This window comes from Mycobacterium sp. 1245499.0 (assembly GCF_001673615.1).
In the GTDB taxonomy this organism is placed as follows: Bacteria; Actinomycetota; Actinomycetes; order Mycobacteriales; family Mycobacteriaceae; genus Mycobacterium; species Mycobacterium europaeum_A.
This window is the reverse complement of record NZ_LZMG01000327.1, coordinates 37,273-52,622: the sequence shown is the minus strand read 5'-3', so window position 1 is coordinate 52,622 and position 15,350 is coordinate 37,273. Positions and strand designations below refer to the sequence as shown.

Annotated in this window: 18 protein-coding genes; 5 read left to right on the top strand and 13 right to left on the bottom strand. The window is 66.6% G+C overall.

The features are described 5' to 3' along the window. Positions 1–122 precede the first annotated feature (122 nt). Positions 123–440, bottom strand: coding sequence for a DUF2710 family protein (locus tag A5646_RS20335; protein ID WP_066861731.1), 318 nt, complete (start codon positions 438–440; stop codon positions 123–125). Between the two features lie 75 nt (positions 441–515). Further along, entirely contained in the window at positions 516–2,213 is a 1,698-nt protein-coding gene (locus A5646_RS20330; protein WP_067023799.1) for a DUF5631 domain-containing protein, read from the bottom strand. Positions 2,214–2,295: 82 nt separating this feature from the next. Between A5646_RS20330 and A5646_RS29530 the strand changes: the two genes are divergently transcribed. Further along, a complete protein-coding gene (locus A5646_RS29530) occupies positions 2,296–2,439 on the top strand; it encodes a hypothetical protein (RefSeq protein ID WP_170880091.1) in 144 nt (47 codons plus the stop codon). A gap of 24 nt (positions 2,440–2,463) precedes the next feature. Here A5646_RS29530 and A5646_RS20325 read toward each other — a convergent pair whose 3' ends face one another. The 6 genes from A5646_RS20325 to A5646_RS20300 form a co-directional block, all read right to left on the bottom strand. After that, a complete protein-coding gene (locus A5646_RS20325) occupies positions 2,464–2,775 on the bottom strand; it encodes a DUF2694 family protein (RefSeq protein WP_066861738.1) in 312 nt (103 codons plus the stop codon). Then, complete coding sequence (locus tag A5646_RS20320; protein WP_066861971.1) at positions 2,772–3,089, bottom strand: ESX-1 secretion-associated protein; 318 nt, start codon at positions 3,087–3,089, stop codon at positions 2,772–2,774. Before A5646_RS20320 ends, A5646_RS20325 begins: the two co-directional genes overlap by 4 nt. 50 nt (positions 3,090–3,139) lie before the next feature. Next, on the bottom strand, positions 3,140–4,594 hold the full coding sequence (locus A5646_RS20315) for a DUF4226 domain-containing protein (RefSeq protein WP_067023798.1): 1,455 nt from the start codon (positions 4,592–4,594) through the stop codon (positions 3,140–3,142). 135 nt (positions 4,595–4,729) lie between these two features. After that, the gene (locus A5646_RS20310; RefSeq protein WP_066878880.1) at positions 4,730–5,092 is read right to left on the bottom strand and encodes a DUF4226 domain-containing protein; all 363 of its coding nucleotides are present in this window, start codon (positions 5,090–5,092) and stop codon (positions 4,730–4,732) included. Between the two features lie 48 nt (positions 5,093–5,140). After that, on the bottom strand, positions 5,141–5,965 hold the full coding sequence (locus A5646_RS20305; protein WP_067023797.1) for a C40 family peptidase: 825 nt from the start codon (positions 5,963–5,965) through the stop codon (positions 5,141–5,143). Beyond that, positions 5,962–6,747, bottom strand: a complete 786-nt coding sequence (locus A5646_RS20300) for a helix-turn-helix domain-containing protein (RefSeq protein WP_067023796.1) — start codon at positions 6,745–6,747, stop codon at positions 5,962–5,964. Before A5646_RS20300 ends, A5646_RS20305 begins: the two co-directional genes overlap by 4 nt. Positions 6,748–6,890: 143 nt before the next feature. Here A5646_RS20300 and A5646_RS20295 point away from each other — a divergent pair, with 143 nt between their 5' ends. The 4 genes from A5646_RS20295 to A5646_RS20280 all read left to right on the top strand — a co-directional run bounded on the left by A5646_RS20295 (position 6,891) and on the right by A5646_RS20280 (position 10,157). Then, a complete protein-coding gene (locus A5646_RS20295) occupies positions 6,891–7,307 on the top strand; it encodes a WhiB family transcriptional regulator (RefSeq protein WP_067023793.1) in 417 nt (138 codons plus the stop codon). A gap of 93 nt (positions 7,308–7,400) precedes the next feature. Continuing rightward, the gene (locus tag A5646_RS20290) at positions 7,401–8,783 is read left to right on the top strand and encodes an acyl-CoA dehydrogenase family protein (protein WP_066861762.1); all 1,383 of its coding nucleotides are present in this window, start codon (positions 7,401–7,403) and stop codon (positions 8,781–8,783) included. 62 nt (positions 8,784–8,845) lie between these two features. Then, positions 8,846–9,841, top strand: coding sequence for a pirin family protein (locus A5646_RS20285; RefSeq protein ID WP_066878886.1), 996 nt, complete (start codon positions 8,846–8,848; stop codon positions 9,839–9,841). Further along, positions 9,828–10,157, top strand: a complete 330-nt coding sequence (locus tag A5646_RS20280; RefSeq protein WP_066861766.1) for a GNAT family N-acetyltransferase — start codon at positions 9,828–9,830, stop codon at positions 10,155–10,157. The genes A5646_RS20285 and A5646_RS20280 overlap by 14 nt, the downstream gene beginning before the upstream one ends. A gap of 45 nt (positions 10,158–10,202) precedes the next feature. Here A5646_RS20280 and A5646_RS20275 read toward each other — a convergent pair whose 3' ends face one another. From A5646_RS20275 to mbtM, 5 genes are all read right to left on the bottom strand, one after another. Then, complete coding sequence (locus A5646_RS20275; RefSeq protein WP_067023790.1) at positions 10,203–10,625, bottom strand: hypothetical protein; 423 nt, start codon at positions 10,623–10,625, stop codon at positions 10,203–10,205. 60 nt (positions 10,626–10,685) lie between these two features. Beyond that, positions 10,686–11,096, bottom strand: coding sequence for a hypothetical protein (locus A5646_RS28385; RefSeq protein WP_082984797.1), 411 nt, complete (start codon positions 11,094–11,096; stop codon positions 10,686–10,688). Then, complete coding sequence (locus tag A5646_RS20270) at positions 11,093–12,952, bottom strand: hypothetical protein (RefSeq protein WP_067023787.1); 1,860 nt, start codon at positions 12,950–12,952, stop codon at positions 11,093–11,095. The genes A5646_RS28385 and A5646_RS20270 overlap by 4 nt, the downstream gene beginning before the upstream one ends. Before the next feature lie 192 nt (positions 12,953–13,144). Further along, positions 13,145–13,735, bottom strand: coding sequence for a GNAT family N-acetyltransferase (locus A5646_RS20265; RefSeq protein ID WP_066861772.1), 591 nt, complete (start codon positions 13,733–13,735; stop codon positions 13,145–13,147). Between the two features lie 37 nt (positions 13,736–13,772). After that, on the bottom strand, positions 13,773–15,335 hold the full coding sequence (mbtM, locus tag A5646_RS20260; protein WP_066878892.1) for a long-chain-fatty acid--ACP ligase MbtM: 1,563 nt from the start codon (positions 15,333–15,335) through the stop codon (positions 13,773–13,775). Between the last annotated feature and the right edge of the window lie 15 nt (positions 15,336–15,350).

Sequence of the window (15,350 nt, the reverse complement as noted above, 5' to 3'; positions counted from 1 at the left end):
GTGAAACGCGCGAAGAGAGCCGGCGCCCATCAACCCAAGCGCCGGGCGATGAGCGCGTGAAACGCGCGAAGAGAGCCGGCGCCCATCAACCCAAGCGCCGGGCGATGAGCGCGTGAAACGCGTCAGTGCAGGGGACCGCCGTAACTCGCCTGGTTCTCCGCCTCGGCTTCCTCGCGCAGTGCGGTGATCGCGAGGTTCAGGCGTTCAGCCAGCTCTCCGTGGCCGTACCCGGTCATCACCCCGGGATGCAGAGTCAGCTCGAGCAGCCGGCCGTCGGAATTCGCGACCGCATAGACGTCGCCCAGGTCGACGCTGTAGGTGACGGCTTCGGCCTGCGCCACAAGGGCTTCCCACTTGTCGGCCGCCTCGCTCAGTTCCCGAAGAACCGATTCGACGAGATCCTTCTCGCTGAGATTCGCGCGACTGCCCGAACCCGCCACCCTGACAGTATCGTCGAGCCCTCCGACCAGCGTCAATTCAGACGCGGACAGGTGTGCAGCCGACCTGCCGGGCGGTCACGCGGCGAGCTTTTGGTACCACGCGAGGTGGTAATTCGCCGACACCGAGTCGCCGCTGGCAATGCCCTCGGTGGCGGCCATCAGGAGGCACTTGAGCAGAAGCGCGGGATTGACGTTCGGATACTGAACGAGGAGCTGGTAGCGGGCGGTATCGAGATGGACCCGCAGCACGTCGACCTCCTGGTCGACGACGACGGTTCCCGCGGCAGCGGCTTCCGCCAACCGGGGCACGATCTTGGGCAGGTCGTCACGCCCACGCGTAGTCGCACTCAGCACGCTCGCCAGATCATCGATGGCGGGCAGTGCCCGCGGCTCCACCGACGATCGGGTGGCCGCGAAATCGACCGAGCGGCGCAATGAATCACCGGGAGTGTAAGTGACGACGCGGACCGTTTCGCCCATCAGCGCGGCGACCCTGCCGCTGCGGCGCTCGGGTTCCAGCAACCGAACTCCGGCGGGAAGGCTGATGCCTGACGGTATCCATCCGTGAGCGAGATCGGTGACCAACACCGTCGTGCCGTCGGCGCGATCTCCGATCGCCCAATTCAGGCGCGGCTCCTGCCGCACCACGAATTCGAGCAGCCGGTTCAGCCGCTGGTCGTCGAATCCCTTTGGTGGTGAAGGCTTTTCGATGTGCGGCCGGGCCGCGGCGAAGGCGGCCGTCTCGGGCTCGACCTCGGCCGGGTTGGCATCGGCGGTTGCCGGGATGGCTTCGGCGGCGGCTTCCCGCGGCGCCTCGGGCTCCGCGCTGGCGGTGACCGGCTCGTCGACGATCGCGTGGTGGCGGCCGGAGTCGGCCTGGTCCGGTGCCGGCTCGGGTGCACGCTGCACCGGCGCCGCGGGCGCCGGCTCCGCCTGCGTGATCACCGGAATGACCTGCGTCTGTTCGAGGTGGGATGCGTCGGTGGTCCCGACGGGCTCGTCGTCGGAAGTGGCCGGCTCGCTGGCCGCCTCCGGTTCGTCGCGAACGGCGGGCGGCTCGACCACCGCGTGATGGCGACCGGAGTCGGCCTCGTCCGAAGGCGGCTCGGGTGCAGACTCCGGTGGCGCCGGCAGAACCGGCTCGGACCTGATCACCGGGATGACTTGTGTGTCGTCGAGGTGGGACGCGTCGGCGGGTTCCCGCCGAGCCGCCTGCGGCGTTGCACTTTCGGCGACCGGGTCGGGCGCGGACTGGCGACGACGACGCCTTGCGCCCGGTGGTGTCGGCTCTGGTTGACCCGGCGCGGGCGCTTCGGGGACGGCCCTGACCTCACGGATTGTGGGCAGCACCTGCGTCTTGTCCAGGTCCGCGCGGGGCGGCTCCGGCCGCGGTGGGGGAGGAGCGGGGGGTCGGGGTCCGCTCTTCACGGCATGCAGGTAGCGGATTGTCGATTCGACTCGGCGCACGGCGCGGGCCCGGGCCTCCTCGATGACCCGCGCCTCGGCCGCCTGGCGCGACGGGTCGGTCATGCCCGCCCGCTTGAGTAACTTCAGTTCGTCGTTGGCGGCGTGCGCAATTCGTTGCAGGTCGGCCTTGAGATGTTCAGCGAGAGTTGCCGTTTCGGCCGTCACCGTCGACAACTCGGCAGGCCACAGCCCGCCTGTCACCCACGGGGTGCAGTCGATAGGAGAGCTGAAAGCCGGCGTCGCCAGTGATTCCCGGGTAGCTCTCCGGAGGCGCTGGCGCGCCGACATCCGACCGAAGACCGCCACCGGCTAAGCGTACCGGGACCCGGCCGACGACTTGTGCGGTCAGTGAATTGTGTGTTCGCAGGGCCCTGGGTAGCGTGAGGACATGGCTGATTCTGCACTGCAGCAGCAACTCGACGAGGTCCGCACCTTGCTGGCTCGCGCACGAGAGTTGTTCGGCCCCAACCCGGTAGAGCCGCCGACCGGTATCGCGCCCGATCCCAGCGTCGCCAAGCCGTGGCTCCGCTAGGCCGGCGGCGCGCATGACGGCCCGCTAGATCGCGCCGTTGCGGCGACGCAGTTTGTGCGCCAGCAACTTTTCGATGGCCGCGTCGAGGTCACGCGGGGTCGGAACCTCCGCGGAGGGCGTATGCCCGGCGGCGACGATCTCGTCGCGAATTTCCAGCAACGCTTTGAGGCATGAGACGTCGGCGGTCAGCAGAATGCCCTGCGCCAGCGTCTCGGCATCGGTTTCCATCGCCTCTTCGCTCAGCGCGACGCTGTGCATGTAGCCGCCGCGGCAGGAGCGGACGAGGATGTGTCCACTCGGGTGAACAGTGTCGAAAGCGGGATTCGCGTCGGTCATCGACCGCGGTCGACGATGTCGCCGAACTTCCCGGCCGCCTCCTGCTCGTGCTGTTCCCACATCGCCGCCGAATCGGTCAGCTTGTCGGCCAAATCGGCGTGGTCGGCAGCTTGCTGCTCGTAGCACTGGCGTCGAAGTTCCAGCAGCTCACGGCCCGCGTCACGCAGCTCGCTGAAGATCGGCCCGAGCGAATCCAGGCTCTCTTGGATCGCGGGGTGCGACGACGGGACGGTACGCAGGTACTCCGAGGTGTCCTGGTGGTGCGCGGCAGCCTGACGTAGGTGCGCAGGCACTACATGAATCGAATCTGCCATCCGCTGTCTCCTGTTGACGACCGCCGGCACTGCCGACGAGTTCATTTTTGTCAGGTGGTCGACGAGGTCGCCGGCCGGGTAGGTGTCGGTGGGTCAGGCTTGGCCGGCGTCGCTGGTGCCGCGGTCGCCGCCGGCGGATGCTCCCAGCCTAGGAAGCTCGGCCCGCTCACGGTGGCGATGCGTTGAATTTGGCCGTCGAGCAGCGCCTTGCCGGGGCTGAGGGCCAGCGCGTGACGATCGGTGAACATCCCGATATCGCCCGGCGTCACCTGCAGGGAATCGATGGGGCTGGGCACCGCGGTTCCCGGTGGGGGGATGGTCATTCCCTGCTGTTGGAAGGCCTCCGCTATCGGGGTGCCGGCGACGGCGGCCTTGATCGCGGCGGCCAACTGCGGGCTCGCAGCGGTGACCGTTTCACCGTCCGGCAGGGTCACCGGTGTGGGGCCGGCCGTCGGCTCATCCGACGAGCCCGGCTGATCGTCGGTCCCGTCGCCGGCCTCGTTCGAGGCGTCCTGCGCGCCCGGATCCTGGTCTTGGGCGTCGGGCAGTTCGTCGTCGGCCGGTTCTTCCAGAGCCGGGTCGGTCCCGTCGGCACCGCGTAAGCCGGAAAGGCCGCCGGCCCCGTCCCAACCGGCCATGGATCCGGGCACCGAGCCCAGCCCCGGCAGGGACCCGCCACCAAAGGTGGGCATGGCCGGTGCGAACGGCTGTTGCGATGCGGGCGGGATCGCGGCGCCGGCGGTTGGATCCAGGCCGGGAACATCGCCGGGCAGCAGACCATCATCGTCGCCGAATAAGGAGTCCAGCAGCGGATCCCACTCGGCGTCGGGATCGTCGGGCGCTCCCGCCGCCGGCGCATCGCCAACGGCCACCGCCGCCCGCGGTTGTTCGCCGGCAGGCTTCGGGTCGCCCTTGGAGGCGTCGTACAGCGACGTCCAGGCGGCCATCAGCGCTGACTTCGACGTGTCGTCCAGGCTGGCGTTCAGGACGACCTCGCGGATATCGCGGAGCTTGCCGATGAGGAACCGCTGGAAGTCGCGCGCTCCCGCCGGTGTGTCCAGGTCTGACCTGGTCCGTACGGCTGCTTCGGTCTCTTGTTGCAGCCTGGTGAGCGCGTCTCTGCCGTCCACCGCGCGCAGGTGCGCGTTCAGGATGGCCGAGACCACCTGCATGTCCAGTTGGGAGCTAGCCGAGTTCTGTTGTGCCAGAGCGGCTTCGGCGTGCGCGATGGCATCGGCCGCCTCGCCCGATTCGCGATCCGGCGGCGGCGTGGTTTCGGCGGGAGGACGGCCCACGGGCGGGTTGGGGGTTGCTCCCGCGCCGAAGACGCCCGGGTGCTGTTGGCGGATCTTGCGCAAGATCGCCTCAACCTGGTCGGGGCGGGTGGTCGGGGTGATCACGGCGGTCACTTCGGCGGGTGCCAATCCCGTCTGCCATGCGTTCGGATCGCCGGTGCGGTCTCGCACGTATTTGACCGCGGCGAGCAGGTCGTCATACGCGGACATCAGCCGGGCGGGCGGCGGCGCAGCCCGCTCGAACGCTGCTGCCGGTAAACACGCGACCCCTCCATGTCGGGCGACGGTACTCACGGGCATGGTCGGTGACAATTCAGTGCGCTGGGCGGTGTGGACTAGTTCCGGTTAGCCGCTTTCGGCGGCGTACTGGTCCCGAAGACTCTGCAGCACAGCCTTTTTGGCCTGCCCGAATTCGCGCGCCTCGGCCACGACCGACGCGATCTCGCGTTGCTTGGCCAGCAGGAACTTCTGAAACTCACGCGCCCCCATGGGCGTATCGAGGGCGAGGTCCGCCTGGTGCACGGTCGCGTGGTCGATCTGTTCGGCGATGGAGTCCAGCCGCCTGACGCTCTCGCGCGCCGCATCGTGAGCGCTGGAAAGCACCTCGTTCAGCAAACGGTCGGCTTCGGACGCGGCGCCATGCTGACTCGCCAGTGCCGAGCGCCGCGCCTCGACGGCCTCTAACGAAGGTCCGGGTTGTTCCGGCATCGGCTCACCCTTCTCGTCGTGCCCGCGTCACCGGGCGCTCGTGTTCTGTCATATCGGTCGGCGGATCGCAACGTTGTTGCCCAGTCGGCTGATTCGCACCGAGGCACCCGAATAGGGCGCCTCCACAACGAGGTTGTTCCCGATGGCCAGCTGCACGTGACCGGCGTGCGGAAACACCAGATCCCCGGGCCGCACTTGCGTGCGGGCCACCGGGATACCGTCGTTGATCTGTTGATAGGTGGTGCGATCCAGGTGAATACCGGCCTGGGCGTAGCTCCACTGGACCAGGCCCGAACAATCGAACTGGTCGGGTCCGGTCGCGCCCCACACGTACGGTCGGCCCAGTCGGGACAATGCCGCACGCACCGCCACCGCCGCTCGGTCGGCCGGCACGCCCCGCAGCCCCGAGATGCCCAGCCGCCGCAGCCGATAGCGCAAGGCGAGCAGTTCCGCATGGCGCCGTCGCGCGCGCAGGCGGGCCGACACGACGTGGGCCCGCTGCGCCCGTAGCCGAGTCGCGCGCCGCCGCAGCGCCTCTCGCTGGGCCAACGGCGTCGACGGCGTCGTGGTGGCATCGGCGAGGGCCGCGTCCAGGACCGTCCTGGTGAGCTCGCGGGCCTGCGCCCGGTCGCGGTGCGCGCCGGCGATGATGTCGCCGGCCGCGGCGTCGGTGCCGGCTGCCTCCGTGAGGCGTTGCCGGCTGTGGTCGACCGCGAGTTGGTAACCGCCGTGCGCCATCGTGTTGCCCAACCGGGCGGCGCGCTGCAACACGTTGCGGTGATGCCCGGTCGCCGTATCCAGGGATGACGGCTGGGTGCGGCCGGCGAACAGTTGATGGGCCCGGCTCAGCGCCTCGACGTCGGTGTCATTCATGATGTCCCCCCGTCGTCGTCCTGGCTCGCACCTTCTGGTTGCGACTCGACGGCGTCGGTGAAGGCGCGCACGCGGGGGAGGGCGCCCGGCGGGATCGCTCCCCGGTTGCGGATGTCCCACATCTCGTCGACATCGACGCCGACGAGTGCGGCGATGACGGTCTCCGGCAATGACGACTGCGTGCACGCCCGGTCGAAGCGGGCGCCCAGGCTGTTCGGCATCCGCTTCAACAGCGCTGCGCGGGTCGCCTCCAAGGCCTGCAAATGCTCCATCAACCGGCCGGTCGAGTCGGCCCCGGCACCCACCGCCACCCGCCAGGAGCTGGCGGCCAGCATCTCGGCCTTCACGCATTGCGCGATCACAGACAGAATATACGTCTCATATTCGTTTGATGTTGTCGCAGGCAGTCGATCGATGACGGATTTGAGGGCGTCGAGCTGTGCCTCGGCATAGCCTTCCAGCACTTCCGTGTCGCTGTGGCGGTCGACCACGACCGGCCCGCTGCGCCGCGCGGGCACCGGGGCGGGCGGCTGGGCGGCCATCAAACGCGCCAGCTCGGCCTCCGGATCGGCGGCCACCAGGAGCCGCGAATAGGTGCCCGGTGGCAGGCCAAGGCCGTTCTCGATCTTTTGAACTGTGCTTTTGTGCGGCTTGCGGGCGCCGCGCTCCAAAAAGCTCAGTCCCATGATGCTGACCCCGGTCGCGGCGGCGAGATCGGCTAGTGACCAATCGCGCGATTCACGCAACGCGCGGATAGCCGCACCAGCGGATTCACGGGTCACCGCACGCTCCGGCCATGGGCCGGATATTACACAGAGGCGGTCGTGGTTATCGGTTTATACGTTTCTGTCACGTTTCTCTTGCGCCGCGCTGCACCATGTGTATACGCTTCTGTCTACGTTTCACGCTCGACAAGGAGACCGACATGGGACACCCCTGCGCAGCCAACCCGGAGCTTTGGTTCGGCTACCCCGACGACGACGGTGGTGACGGCGCCGCGAAGGCGCGCGCGTACGAGCGGTCGGCCACCGAGGCGCGAATCCAGTGCCTGCGCCGCTGCCCGCTGGCGCAGCAGCGTCGGTGCGCCGCACACGCCATCGCGCACCGCGAGGAGTACGGCGTGTGGGCGGGCGTGAAGCTACCGGGCGGCCAGTACCGCAAGCGGGAACAGCTCGCGCACGCCCACGAGGTCCTGCGACGCATCGCCTCCGGCGAGATCAGTGCCCGACAGCTGCCCGAGAACGCGGCGCTGCTGGCACGCCACGAACACGAGGCCGTCGCGGTGCCCGCGGTCGTGCTGCACCTGCCGTTGGCGCAAATCAAACCCCGTTCGGCCGCCTGACAATTCGGCGACGCCCGGGGCAGCAGTTTGCTGAGCCGGTCAATGGGGTAGTCGGGGTCGGCAGAACCAGTCTGTCGACCCAGAGGCGCACCCATGACGTTCGACCTGACCCCGACGGCAGCACAGCACGACCTTGCCAGGCGCACACACGAGTTCGCCGAAGAATGCATCCGTCCGGTAGCGCTTGAGTATGACCAGCGCCAGGAGTTCCCGTGGCCGGTGCTCGAGGAGGCGGCTCGGCGCGGCTTTTACAGCCCGCTGTTTTACCGCGATCTGATCGGTGATCCGACCGGCATCTCCCTACCGATGTTCATGGAGGAGCTGTTTTGGGGTTGTGCCGGGATCGGTTTGGCGATTGTCATGCCGGCGCTGGCACTGTCGGCGATCGGGCAGGCCGCGTCTCCCGAGCAGATGCTGGAGTGGGCGCCCGAATGTTTCGGCACCCCAGGCGATCTCAAGCTCGCGGCACTGGCGATCTCGGAGCCCGAGGGCGGCAGCGATGTGCGCAACCTGCGTACCCACGCGCGTCGCGACGGTGACGACTGGATCATCGACGGCCATAAGATGTGGATCGGCAATGGCGGCATCGCCAACGTGCACGTGGTCAACGCCGTGGTGGACGAGGAGCTCGGCCACCGCGGTCAGGCCTTGTTCGTCGTGCCCGGTGGCACACCGGGCCTGAAGCTGGTGCGAAAGCTGGACAAGCTGGGTTGCCGGGCCTCCCATACCGCCGAGTTGCTCTTCGAAGGTGTGCGCGTTCCCGGAGCGAATCTGCTTGGCGGACAAGAGAAGCTAGAACACAAGCTTGCCAAGGCCAGGGAGGTGGTGGCTGGCGGCAAGCGGTCCGGTTCGGCGACGCTGGGCACCTTCGAGCAGACCCGGCCCATGGTCGCCGCCCAGGCCATCGGCATCGCGCGTGCGGCACTCGAATACGCCACCACGTACGCCACCGAGCGCGAGGCCTTCGGCGGGCCGATCATCGACAACCAGGGCATCGCCTTCCCGCTGGCGGAGCTGGCCACCCAGATCGACGCCGCGCGGCTGCTGACCTGGCGTGCGTCGTGGATGGCGGCCAACAACGTTCCCTTCGAGCGGGGAGAAGGTTCGATGTCGAAGATGGCCGCCAGCGAAGTCGCGGTGAAGGCCACCGAACGTGCCATCCAGACCATGGGCGGCTGGGGCTACATCACCGACCATCCCGTCGAGAAGTGGTATCGGGATGCCAAGCTGTACACCATCTTTGAAGGCACCAGCGAGATCCAGCGGATGGTCATCTCCAACGCGCTGGGCGCCGCCGTCGGGACCCCGCCGCTGCATGTGGTCCTCGAGCCGTCCGGGGGAGCGCTGAACCGGGTCTTCGGGCGCGGCACCCCGTTGCGGTCACGGGCCGCCGATAGCGCGCTGTCGATGAAGGATCGGGTGCCCGAGCCTGTCATGCGGCTCGCCATGAAGGTGCTGCGGCCCCCGCGCAAGTAGGGACGCCGGGTACGGTCGCGGATGACGGCGCTGCGTGCGGGCCCCGCGACGGAGGATGGACGATGAGCAACCTGGAGGTCGCCCCGGCCGAACTCTCCTGTGCCGCTGCACAACACTCGGACACCCCCACGATGGTGGAAGTGCTGCATCCGCGCGAAGTGCCGTTGGGCGGCCCGAGGGCGATTCGGGTGCAACGCACGCTTCCGCAACGGCAGCGCTCACTCGTCGGCGCGTGGTGTTTCGTCGACCATTACGGGCCGGTAGCCGCGCGGATGGATGTGCCGCCGCACCCGCACACGGGACTACAAACCGTCAGCTGGTTGTTCAGTGGGGAAGTGGAGCACCGCGACAGCGCCGGCGTACTCGCGGCCGTTCGGCCCGGCGAGCTGAACCTGATGACCGCCGGGGCCGGCATTTGTCATTCGGAAGTGTCGGTGGATTCCGGCGCCCCCTTGCACGGTGTCCAGCTCTGGGTCGCGCTGCCCGCCTCCGACCGCGACACCGGGCGAGACTTCGCCCATTACACACCGCCGCCCGTGGCATTGCCGGGCGCGCGGGCGCACGTCTTTCTCGGTGAGCTGGCCGGAAGCCGTTCGCCGGTACCAACATTCACACCGCTATTGGGCGCCCAGATCGAACTCGACCCCGGGACCACGCTGGACGTTGACGTCGACCCGACCTTCGAGCACGGGGTGCTCTGTGACTTAGGGACCGTGCGCGTGGACGGGACGGCCCTGACGATCGCCGACCTGGCGTATCGAAGCCCCGGGCCGGCGCAGCTGCAGATGCACAACGCGGGGGAGGGGCCGGCACGAGTGCTGCTGCTCGGCGGCGCGCCCTTCACCGAAGAGCTGGTGATGTGGTGGAACTTCGTCGGGCGAAGCCACCAGGACATCGCCGAGTACCGCAGATTGTGGGAGGACGCCGACGATCGATTCGGCGCCGTCCAGGGCTACCGGGGAAACGTCGCCCGGCTGCCCGCGCCACCGCTGCCGACCGTTCGGCTCCGGCCACGGCCAGTACCGCAAAGGAAGGGAAATACAGATGACAACCGATAAGACCGGCGCCGAAGCCACGGTGCGCCTCGAGGACGGGAAGTACACGATCGCCGTCGACGGTAAGACGGTCGGGCTGGCCGATTTCGCCGACCGTGGCGATCAGCGCGTCTTCTACCACACCGAAATCGACCCGGCGTACGGCGGACGTGGGCTGGCGACCATCCTGGTCGAGGAGGCGCTCAACGAGGCGCGCGACGAGGGTAAGCGCATTGTTCCGGTGTGCTCGATGATCGGCACGGTGCTCAAGAAGCATCCCGAATTCAATGACATCACCGATCCCGTCACTCCGGAGATCTCCCGGTGGGTGCGCTCGTAGGCGCGGAGCCAAGCGGCGAGGTGCATTCGTGTAGCGCGTGCAGGGTTACGTAATTGGCGGGCCGAAGTACTTCTCTGCCCGCGCCTTTCCCAGGGCGATTAACTCTTCGCACGACCTTTGCATGTTAGCTGAAGAGAACATTTCTTCGATTCGGCTGAGGTTGGTGCGAGTCCACGTCGCCTTCTCCGCGGGGCCTGCGCGGTTCAGCTCGTCGTTGTCGTCGAGGTGCTGTCGAATGAGCGATATTGGGAACCAGTTGTCCGGTGAGCCTGCCAGTTCAGTCGGTGCGACGGCAATCCCCAGGATTCCTCGATCGTTGTCTATAGACCAGCTGAGAAGTGGGCCCGTCAGATTCAGGCCGGCGTTGATTGTGGGTATGCCGGACGTGACCGAATCCGTAATGCGGTAGCGGGGATCCACATACAAGAACCCGAAGTTTTCAATGAAGAACTCCAGCAATGTCTTCATTTTCTCCGGATCCTATTTGTGCGAGATAAAAGGTCGGATTTGGCCAGGCCCGCCCTCACGCTACTGTGACCAATATTTGTCTGCATTAGCGCGTCTCAACTCCTTCAATTCTTCACACACGTTCGCCACTGTAGACGAGTCGGAGAAAAGCTCTTCGACACGAGTGGCGTTCTGGCGCATCCACTCAACTTCATCGGTCGCGGAGAGGTACTCGATTTCGGGTTCATGGTTGATATATTGCTTGATGAGCGAGACCCAAAACCAGTTTCGCGGCAACGCAAGGCACGTTGGCGCTAGTGAGATTTGCATTTGTCCCCGGTCGTTGACAACCAGCCATGTGATAATTGGTCCCGTCACGGTCAATGATCCATTGATGGTGGCGTTCCCTGTCTTCGAATTTGTAATCCGGTAGCGCGGGTCGAGGTACAAAAAATCGAAGTAGTTAAGGTAAAACTCTAATAGGGTCCTCATCGCCTACCTCCCAATTGTGGTGGAACAAAGGTAGAGTCGCCGATCCTTTGATAGCCGTGGTTTTTGAGATATTGGATCTCGGCAGCAGTGAAGGTGTTGGGCTTGATCTCGTCATATGGTACTGACAGTGTAATAGTGTCCCGGTTTGCGATCGCGACATCCAGTACATGCTGATTGGCAGCCAGTTGCTCAGTGGGTGTGAATGAATACCACGCATCGCCGAGATCAAAATAACTGGCATTGTGGTCGCGTGCGACGTCGATGTAGGAGGGGCTTCCGTTCTCCGGTTGGAATGGTCCGAGGACGGTTTCGCCACTGCCGGTCAGATGCTGTTCAGATAGCGCTCGCAACTCGGGAGGCATGTAGCGCAGGGGGTCGTCGAGGATGAATTCCGGATGCGCTGGGTCAATCGCAACGGGCGGTGGGCTGTCGGGCAATACAGGTGCGTGAGGCCCAGCTGGCGCATGTTCGACCGGTGCGTCAGCGGCCGGCGGAGCGTGCTCGACCGGAGGCGGCTCAAGAGGATGCGTGCCGGGGACGGGTTCACCTCCGACCCCAGGTGCACCGTGCGGGGGGAGATCCGCCTCGGCCAGGGCGCCACGCAATTCTGGCCCGGTCATGCCACTGGCCGTCAGACTTTCGGACGTCAGGCCCTCAAACGCTTCTCGACCGAATAGCGCCTTCGCGCCTTGTAAAAGCGCCTCCCCGCCGGCCTTCAGCCCCGGCCCCCCGACCGCCAGGGTGATGGCGGTCCATAGCGGTTCGGGGGTGGCTTCCACTTGCCCGGGATCCGGTGTGCGCATGCCGGTCAACTTGCCGCCGTTGAAGCTGTAGTAGGTGCCGGTGGCCTGGTCAAAGAACTCGCCCGATCCGTTCTTGAGCTGGCCGATTACCTGTACGGGCTGTCCCTTGTCGTTGTAGGTGAACATGAAATGCCCGTCGGGGGTGATGCTCACCGACGCGAGATCGATGCCGGTGTAGTCGGGTATCTTGCGCAGGTCGTCGAGAGCCTTCGCAAGATCGTCCTTGAGCTTGGGCAGCTTGGCATTGGCGGCCTCGGCTTCCGGCGACCCTGGGCCGTGGGTGTACGCGTCGGCCGCGGCCTTATTGAGAGCGTCCCGCGCAGCACGTACCTTGGCCAGCTGGTCCGCCACCGCCTGTTTGGTGACTTGGCGGATCTCCGCCAGCGCGGCTTGTTGGGCGGGAGACGGCGGGGCGACACCGTCAGCGTCGGCGCCGTGGAGGGGCGCGCCGTCATACCCTTCGGCGTGAAGGCTATCCAGCGACTTCTTAAGGCCGTCGGAGTAGCCGTTGCGAATTGACTGCAGTGCGGCGAGCGCCGCCTTGGTGTCCCGGACGGCGTCGTCTTCACACGTGTTGATGAACGCATGCACTGCGTCCTTGTCGGCGGCGGTGAGGCTTTTGTCGTTGTTCAACAGGTTGACGGCCTGCACAACCGAGTCCGAGATGCTCTTCAACTGCGCGTCCAGAGCAGCGATCCGCGCCGCGCCGGCCTTCTGTGCGTCGGCCAACGCCGCGGCGATGTTCTCTAGGTCCGCTCCGATCTTGGGTAGCTGCAACGACTGCGCTCCAAGAGATTTCACCACCCGCTGGACTTCTTCGGAGTCGTTGATCGGATGACCGCCGTCCTGGTGGTTCCAGGCGGCTTCGAAGCGGCTGCGGGCTTGCTGGAAGGCGTTGTCAGACTCCGCGGTGCATCGGCCCGCGCGATGAAAGGCAGCGGCTAGATTCGAGATGTGCAACGGGCTGCCCGCCTGCAGGCTTGCATTAATCGCCCAGGGGTCGCCGCCAGCTTCGGCGACAAGCGCCTTCTCATCTATATAGGGAAGTCCCATGACACCGTCGATGACTCGCTTGCTTTAGGCAGCTCATCGCGGACAGAATTTCCACCCCGTACTGAGCTGTGAATAAGCGTACTAATGCGGACACCGAGGTCAATTCACTATGCGCCGCCGGGGCGCGATACCAGGGAATGTGCCGATAAGCGTTCCGTCCGTACGTTCTTTCGTGACGGTGGAAGCCGAGATCTAATGAGCCGTTGTCCGCTCCAGCGCGTACAGCGCCATGCGCCGGTTCGGCATGTCGTGTTCACCGAGGAATTCGCAACCCAGAAACTCGCAGAGCCGACGCACCGTCGTGTTGCGATGGTCCGGGTCGAACATAATCCGTTGGCACGCAGGGTCATTGACGATGATGCTGGCGATCACCTTGCGAAGTATCAGAGGGCCCAGGCCGCGGTTCACCATCTCCTCGTCCGCGATCGCCCCGTGCAGCCCCAGATCATGTGGCTGGCTGGGGTAACACCGGGCGATGGAGTCCTTGGCGGCCCGGTAGATCTCCAGGTATGCGCGATCCACACCCTTGATGCTGAGGATGAGCGGCCGCGAGTATGCGCCCTCGACCTGGGCGCGCAGATGGGTACGCCAACGGGCCACCGGCCAGTTGTACTCCCAGGTGGTGGCCAGATGCGGCCGGTTCATCCACTCCGCCACCATTTCCGCGTCCGGACCGTCGGGGTCGGCAACGCGAATCGTGTTGGGCCACGCCAATTCCGGTATCGGCGGGGGAGGAGCCTTGCGGACCGCCTCGCTGATGTCCGTGAGCTCCCGCGGGAGCACAGCCCCTGGGAGGCCGGTCGTCATGAAACCGCCGGCCTCAGGTGGCAAGCTGCCGGCCCACCTCGAGTCGCCGGAGCTTGCCCGAGGAGGTACGCGGCAGCGAGCCTGGCGGCATCAAAACGACGTCGGCCGGGGTCACACCGCACACCGAGATGACCCGCTTGATAACGGCGCTGCGGGTCACATCATGGTCTGAACCCAGGAACTCCGCAGCGATGAGCAACCGGGACTGGGCGGCCCCGGACCCGGACCCGACCGCCACCACCGCGCCTTGCCGCACGCCCTCGACTTGTCCGGCGACCTGTTCGATTTCGGTGGGAAAGATATTGCGGCCGGCGATGGTGATGACCTCCTTGGAACGACCACAGATCGTCAGCTCGCCGTCCACCAGATAGCCGATGTCTCCCGTGCGAAACCACTGCGTGTCGAGACCCGCGGCGGAGCCGGCGTCGCCGAAATAGCCGTCCATCATGGAGGTTCCACGGATCTCGACTTCTCCGATCCGATCGTCCGGCGTGTTCTCGGCTGGGCGTATCCGTAGCTCCATGCCAGGGATCGGCCGGCCCAGCAGGGCATATTTCTGGCGGGTCCCGGACTCGGTGCGCTCGTCGATGCGCAATCCCGTTGCGGGTTCGGGCATCGTGACGGCGCAGGTCGACTCGGCCATCCCGTAGGCCGGGGTGGCCGCCGACGCCCGGAAACCGAAGGGCGCCATGGCCGTTGCGAACTGGTCGAATCCCGCGCAGTCGACGGGTTCTCCGCCGTTGACCGCAATCCGAAGTGGTCCCAGGTCGACGTCCGACACCCGGCCCGAGAAGCGACCGAGCGTGGCATACCCGAAGTTCGGTCCGGCGGTGAACGTCGCCGCGCTGGCCGAAAGCCATTCCGCCCAGCGCAGCGGTGCGGCGGAGAACGCGCCCGTCGGCGCCTGCCATAACGGCATCCCGCTCAGCGCACAGCTGAGCAGGAAGGCCAAGCCCATGTCGTGATAGATCGGCAGCCACGAACAGCCGCGATCCGACGAGCCGTCGAGCTGGAGCCGGTCGGCGATGCCGCGCATGTTGTGCAACACGGCGGCAGGCGATAAGACGGCCGTGCGCGGATCGCCGGTCGAGCCGGCCGTCCCCTGCAGGATCGCGTGATTCGATTCCGCCTGTCCGTGAGGGCTGTTCGATGTTTGGGCGCGGGCGGCCTCGCGGAGGTCGCAGACGGTCAAGGCGGACTCGGCATCGCCGAGAAGGCGCAACGTGGACCCGTGGCTGAGGACCATGCTGACCCCGACTCCGCTGAATCGTGCCAACGTGCTGTGCGCCCAATCGGAAGGATCGGCCCCGCGCCGTGGGCGCGGGAGGATCGATACCGCCGCGCCCGCCAGCCACGCGCCCTGAATGGCGGCGACCAGCTCGACGGTCGGCTCGCCGACCAGCCCCACGGCCCCGACGTGATCCTGCTGCAGCAGCCGCGTAGCAATGCGTTCGGCCATCCCGTGGACTTCGGGCCACGGGTACGCCGTCCATTGGTCGGCCGCTTTGTCCAGGACCACCAAGTCGTGCGGTGACCGGGTCATCGCCTCACGCATCGCGGCGGCAAGGACGTTCATGCGCGGGGTCCCGCG

What these genes read in the sequence shown, in the direction of transcription:
- A5646_RS29530 (WP_170880091.1), top strand. Translation starts at nt 2,296, where the DNA reads ATGGCTGATTCTGCACTGCAGCAGCAACTCGACGAGGTCCGCACCTTG.
- A5646_RS20325 (WP_066861738.1), bottom strand. Translation starts at nt 2,775, where the DNA reads ATGACCGACGCGAATCCCGCTTTCGACACTGTTCACCCGAGTGGACAC.
- A5646_RS20320 (WP_066861971.1), bottom strand. Translation starts at nt 3,089, where the DNA reads ATGGCAGATTCGATTCATGTAGTGCCTGCGCACCTACGTCAGGCTGCC.
- A5646_RS20315 (WP_067023798.1), bottom strand. Translation starts at nt 4,594, where the DNA reads ATGTCCGCGTATGACGACCTGCTCGCCGCGGTCAAATACGTGCGAGAC.
- A5646_RS20310 (WP_066878880.1), bottom strand. Translation starts at nt 5,092, where the DNA reads ATGCCGGAACAACCCGGACCTTCGTTAGAGGCCGTCGAGGCGCGGCGC.
- A5646_RS20305 (WP_067023797.1), bottom strand. Translation starts at nt 5,965, where the DNA reads ATGAATGACACCGACGTCGAGGCGCTGAGCCGGGCCCATCAACTGTTC.
- A5646_RS20295 (WP_067023793.1), top strand. Translation starts at nt 6,891, where the DNA reads ATGGGACACCCCTGCGCAGCCAACCCGGAGCTTTGGTTCGGCTACCCC.
- A5646_RS20290 (WP_066861762.1), top strand. Translation starts at nt 7,401, where the DNA reads ATGACGTTCGACCTGACCCCGACGGCAGCACAGCACGACCTTGCCAGG.
- A5646_RS20285 (WP_066878886.1), top strand. Translation starts at nt 8,846, where the DNA reads ATGAGCAACCTGGAGGTCGCCCCGGCCGAACTCTCCTGTGCCGCTGCA.
- A5646_RS20280 (WP_066861766.1), top strand. Translation starts at nt 9,828, where the DNA reads ATGACAACCGATAAGACCGGCGCCGAAGCCACGGTGCGCCTCGAGGAC.
- A5646_RS20275 (WP_067023790.1), bottom strand. Translation starts at nt 10,625, where the DNA reads ATGAAGACATTGCTGGAGTTCTTCATTGAAAACTTCGGGTTCTTGTAT.
- A5646_RS28385 (WP_082984797.1), bottom strand. Translation starts at nt 11,096, where the DNA reads ATGAGGACCCTATTAGAGTTTTACCTTAACTACTTCGATTTTTTGTAC.
- A5646_RS20270 (WP_067023787.1), bottom strand. Translation starts at nt 12,952, where the DNA reads ATGGGACTTCCCTATATAGATGAGAAGGCGCTTGTCGCCGAAGCTGGC.
- mbtM (WP_066878892.1), bottom strand. Translation starts at nt 15,335, where the DNA reads ATGAACGTCCTTGCCGCCGCGATGCGTGAGGCGATGACCCGGTCACCG.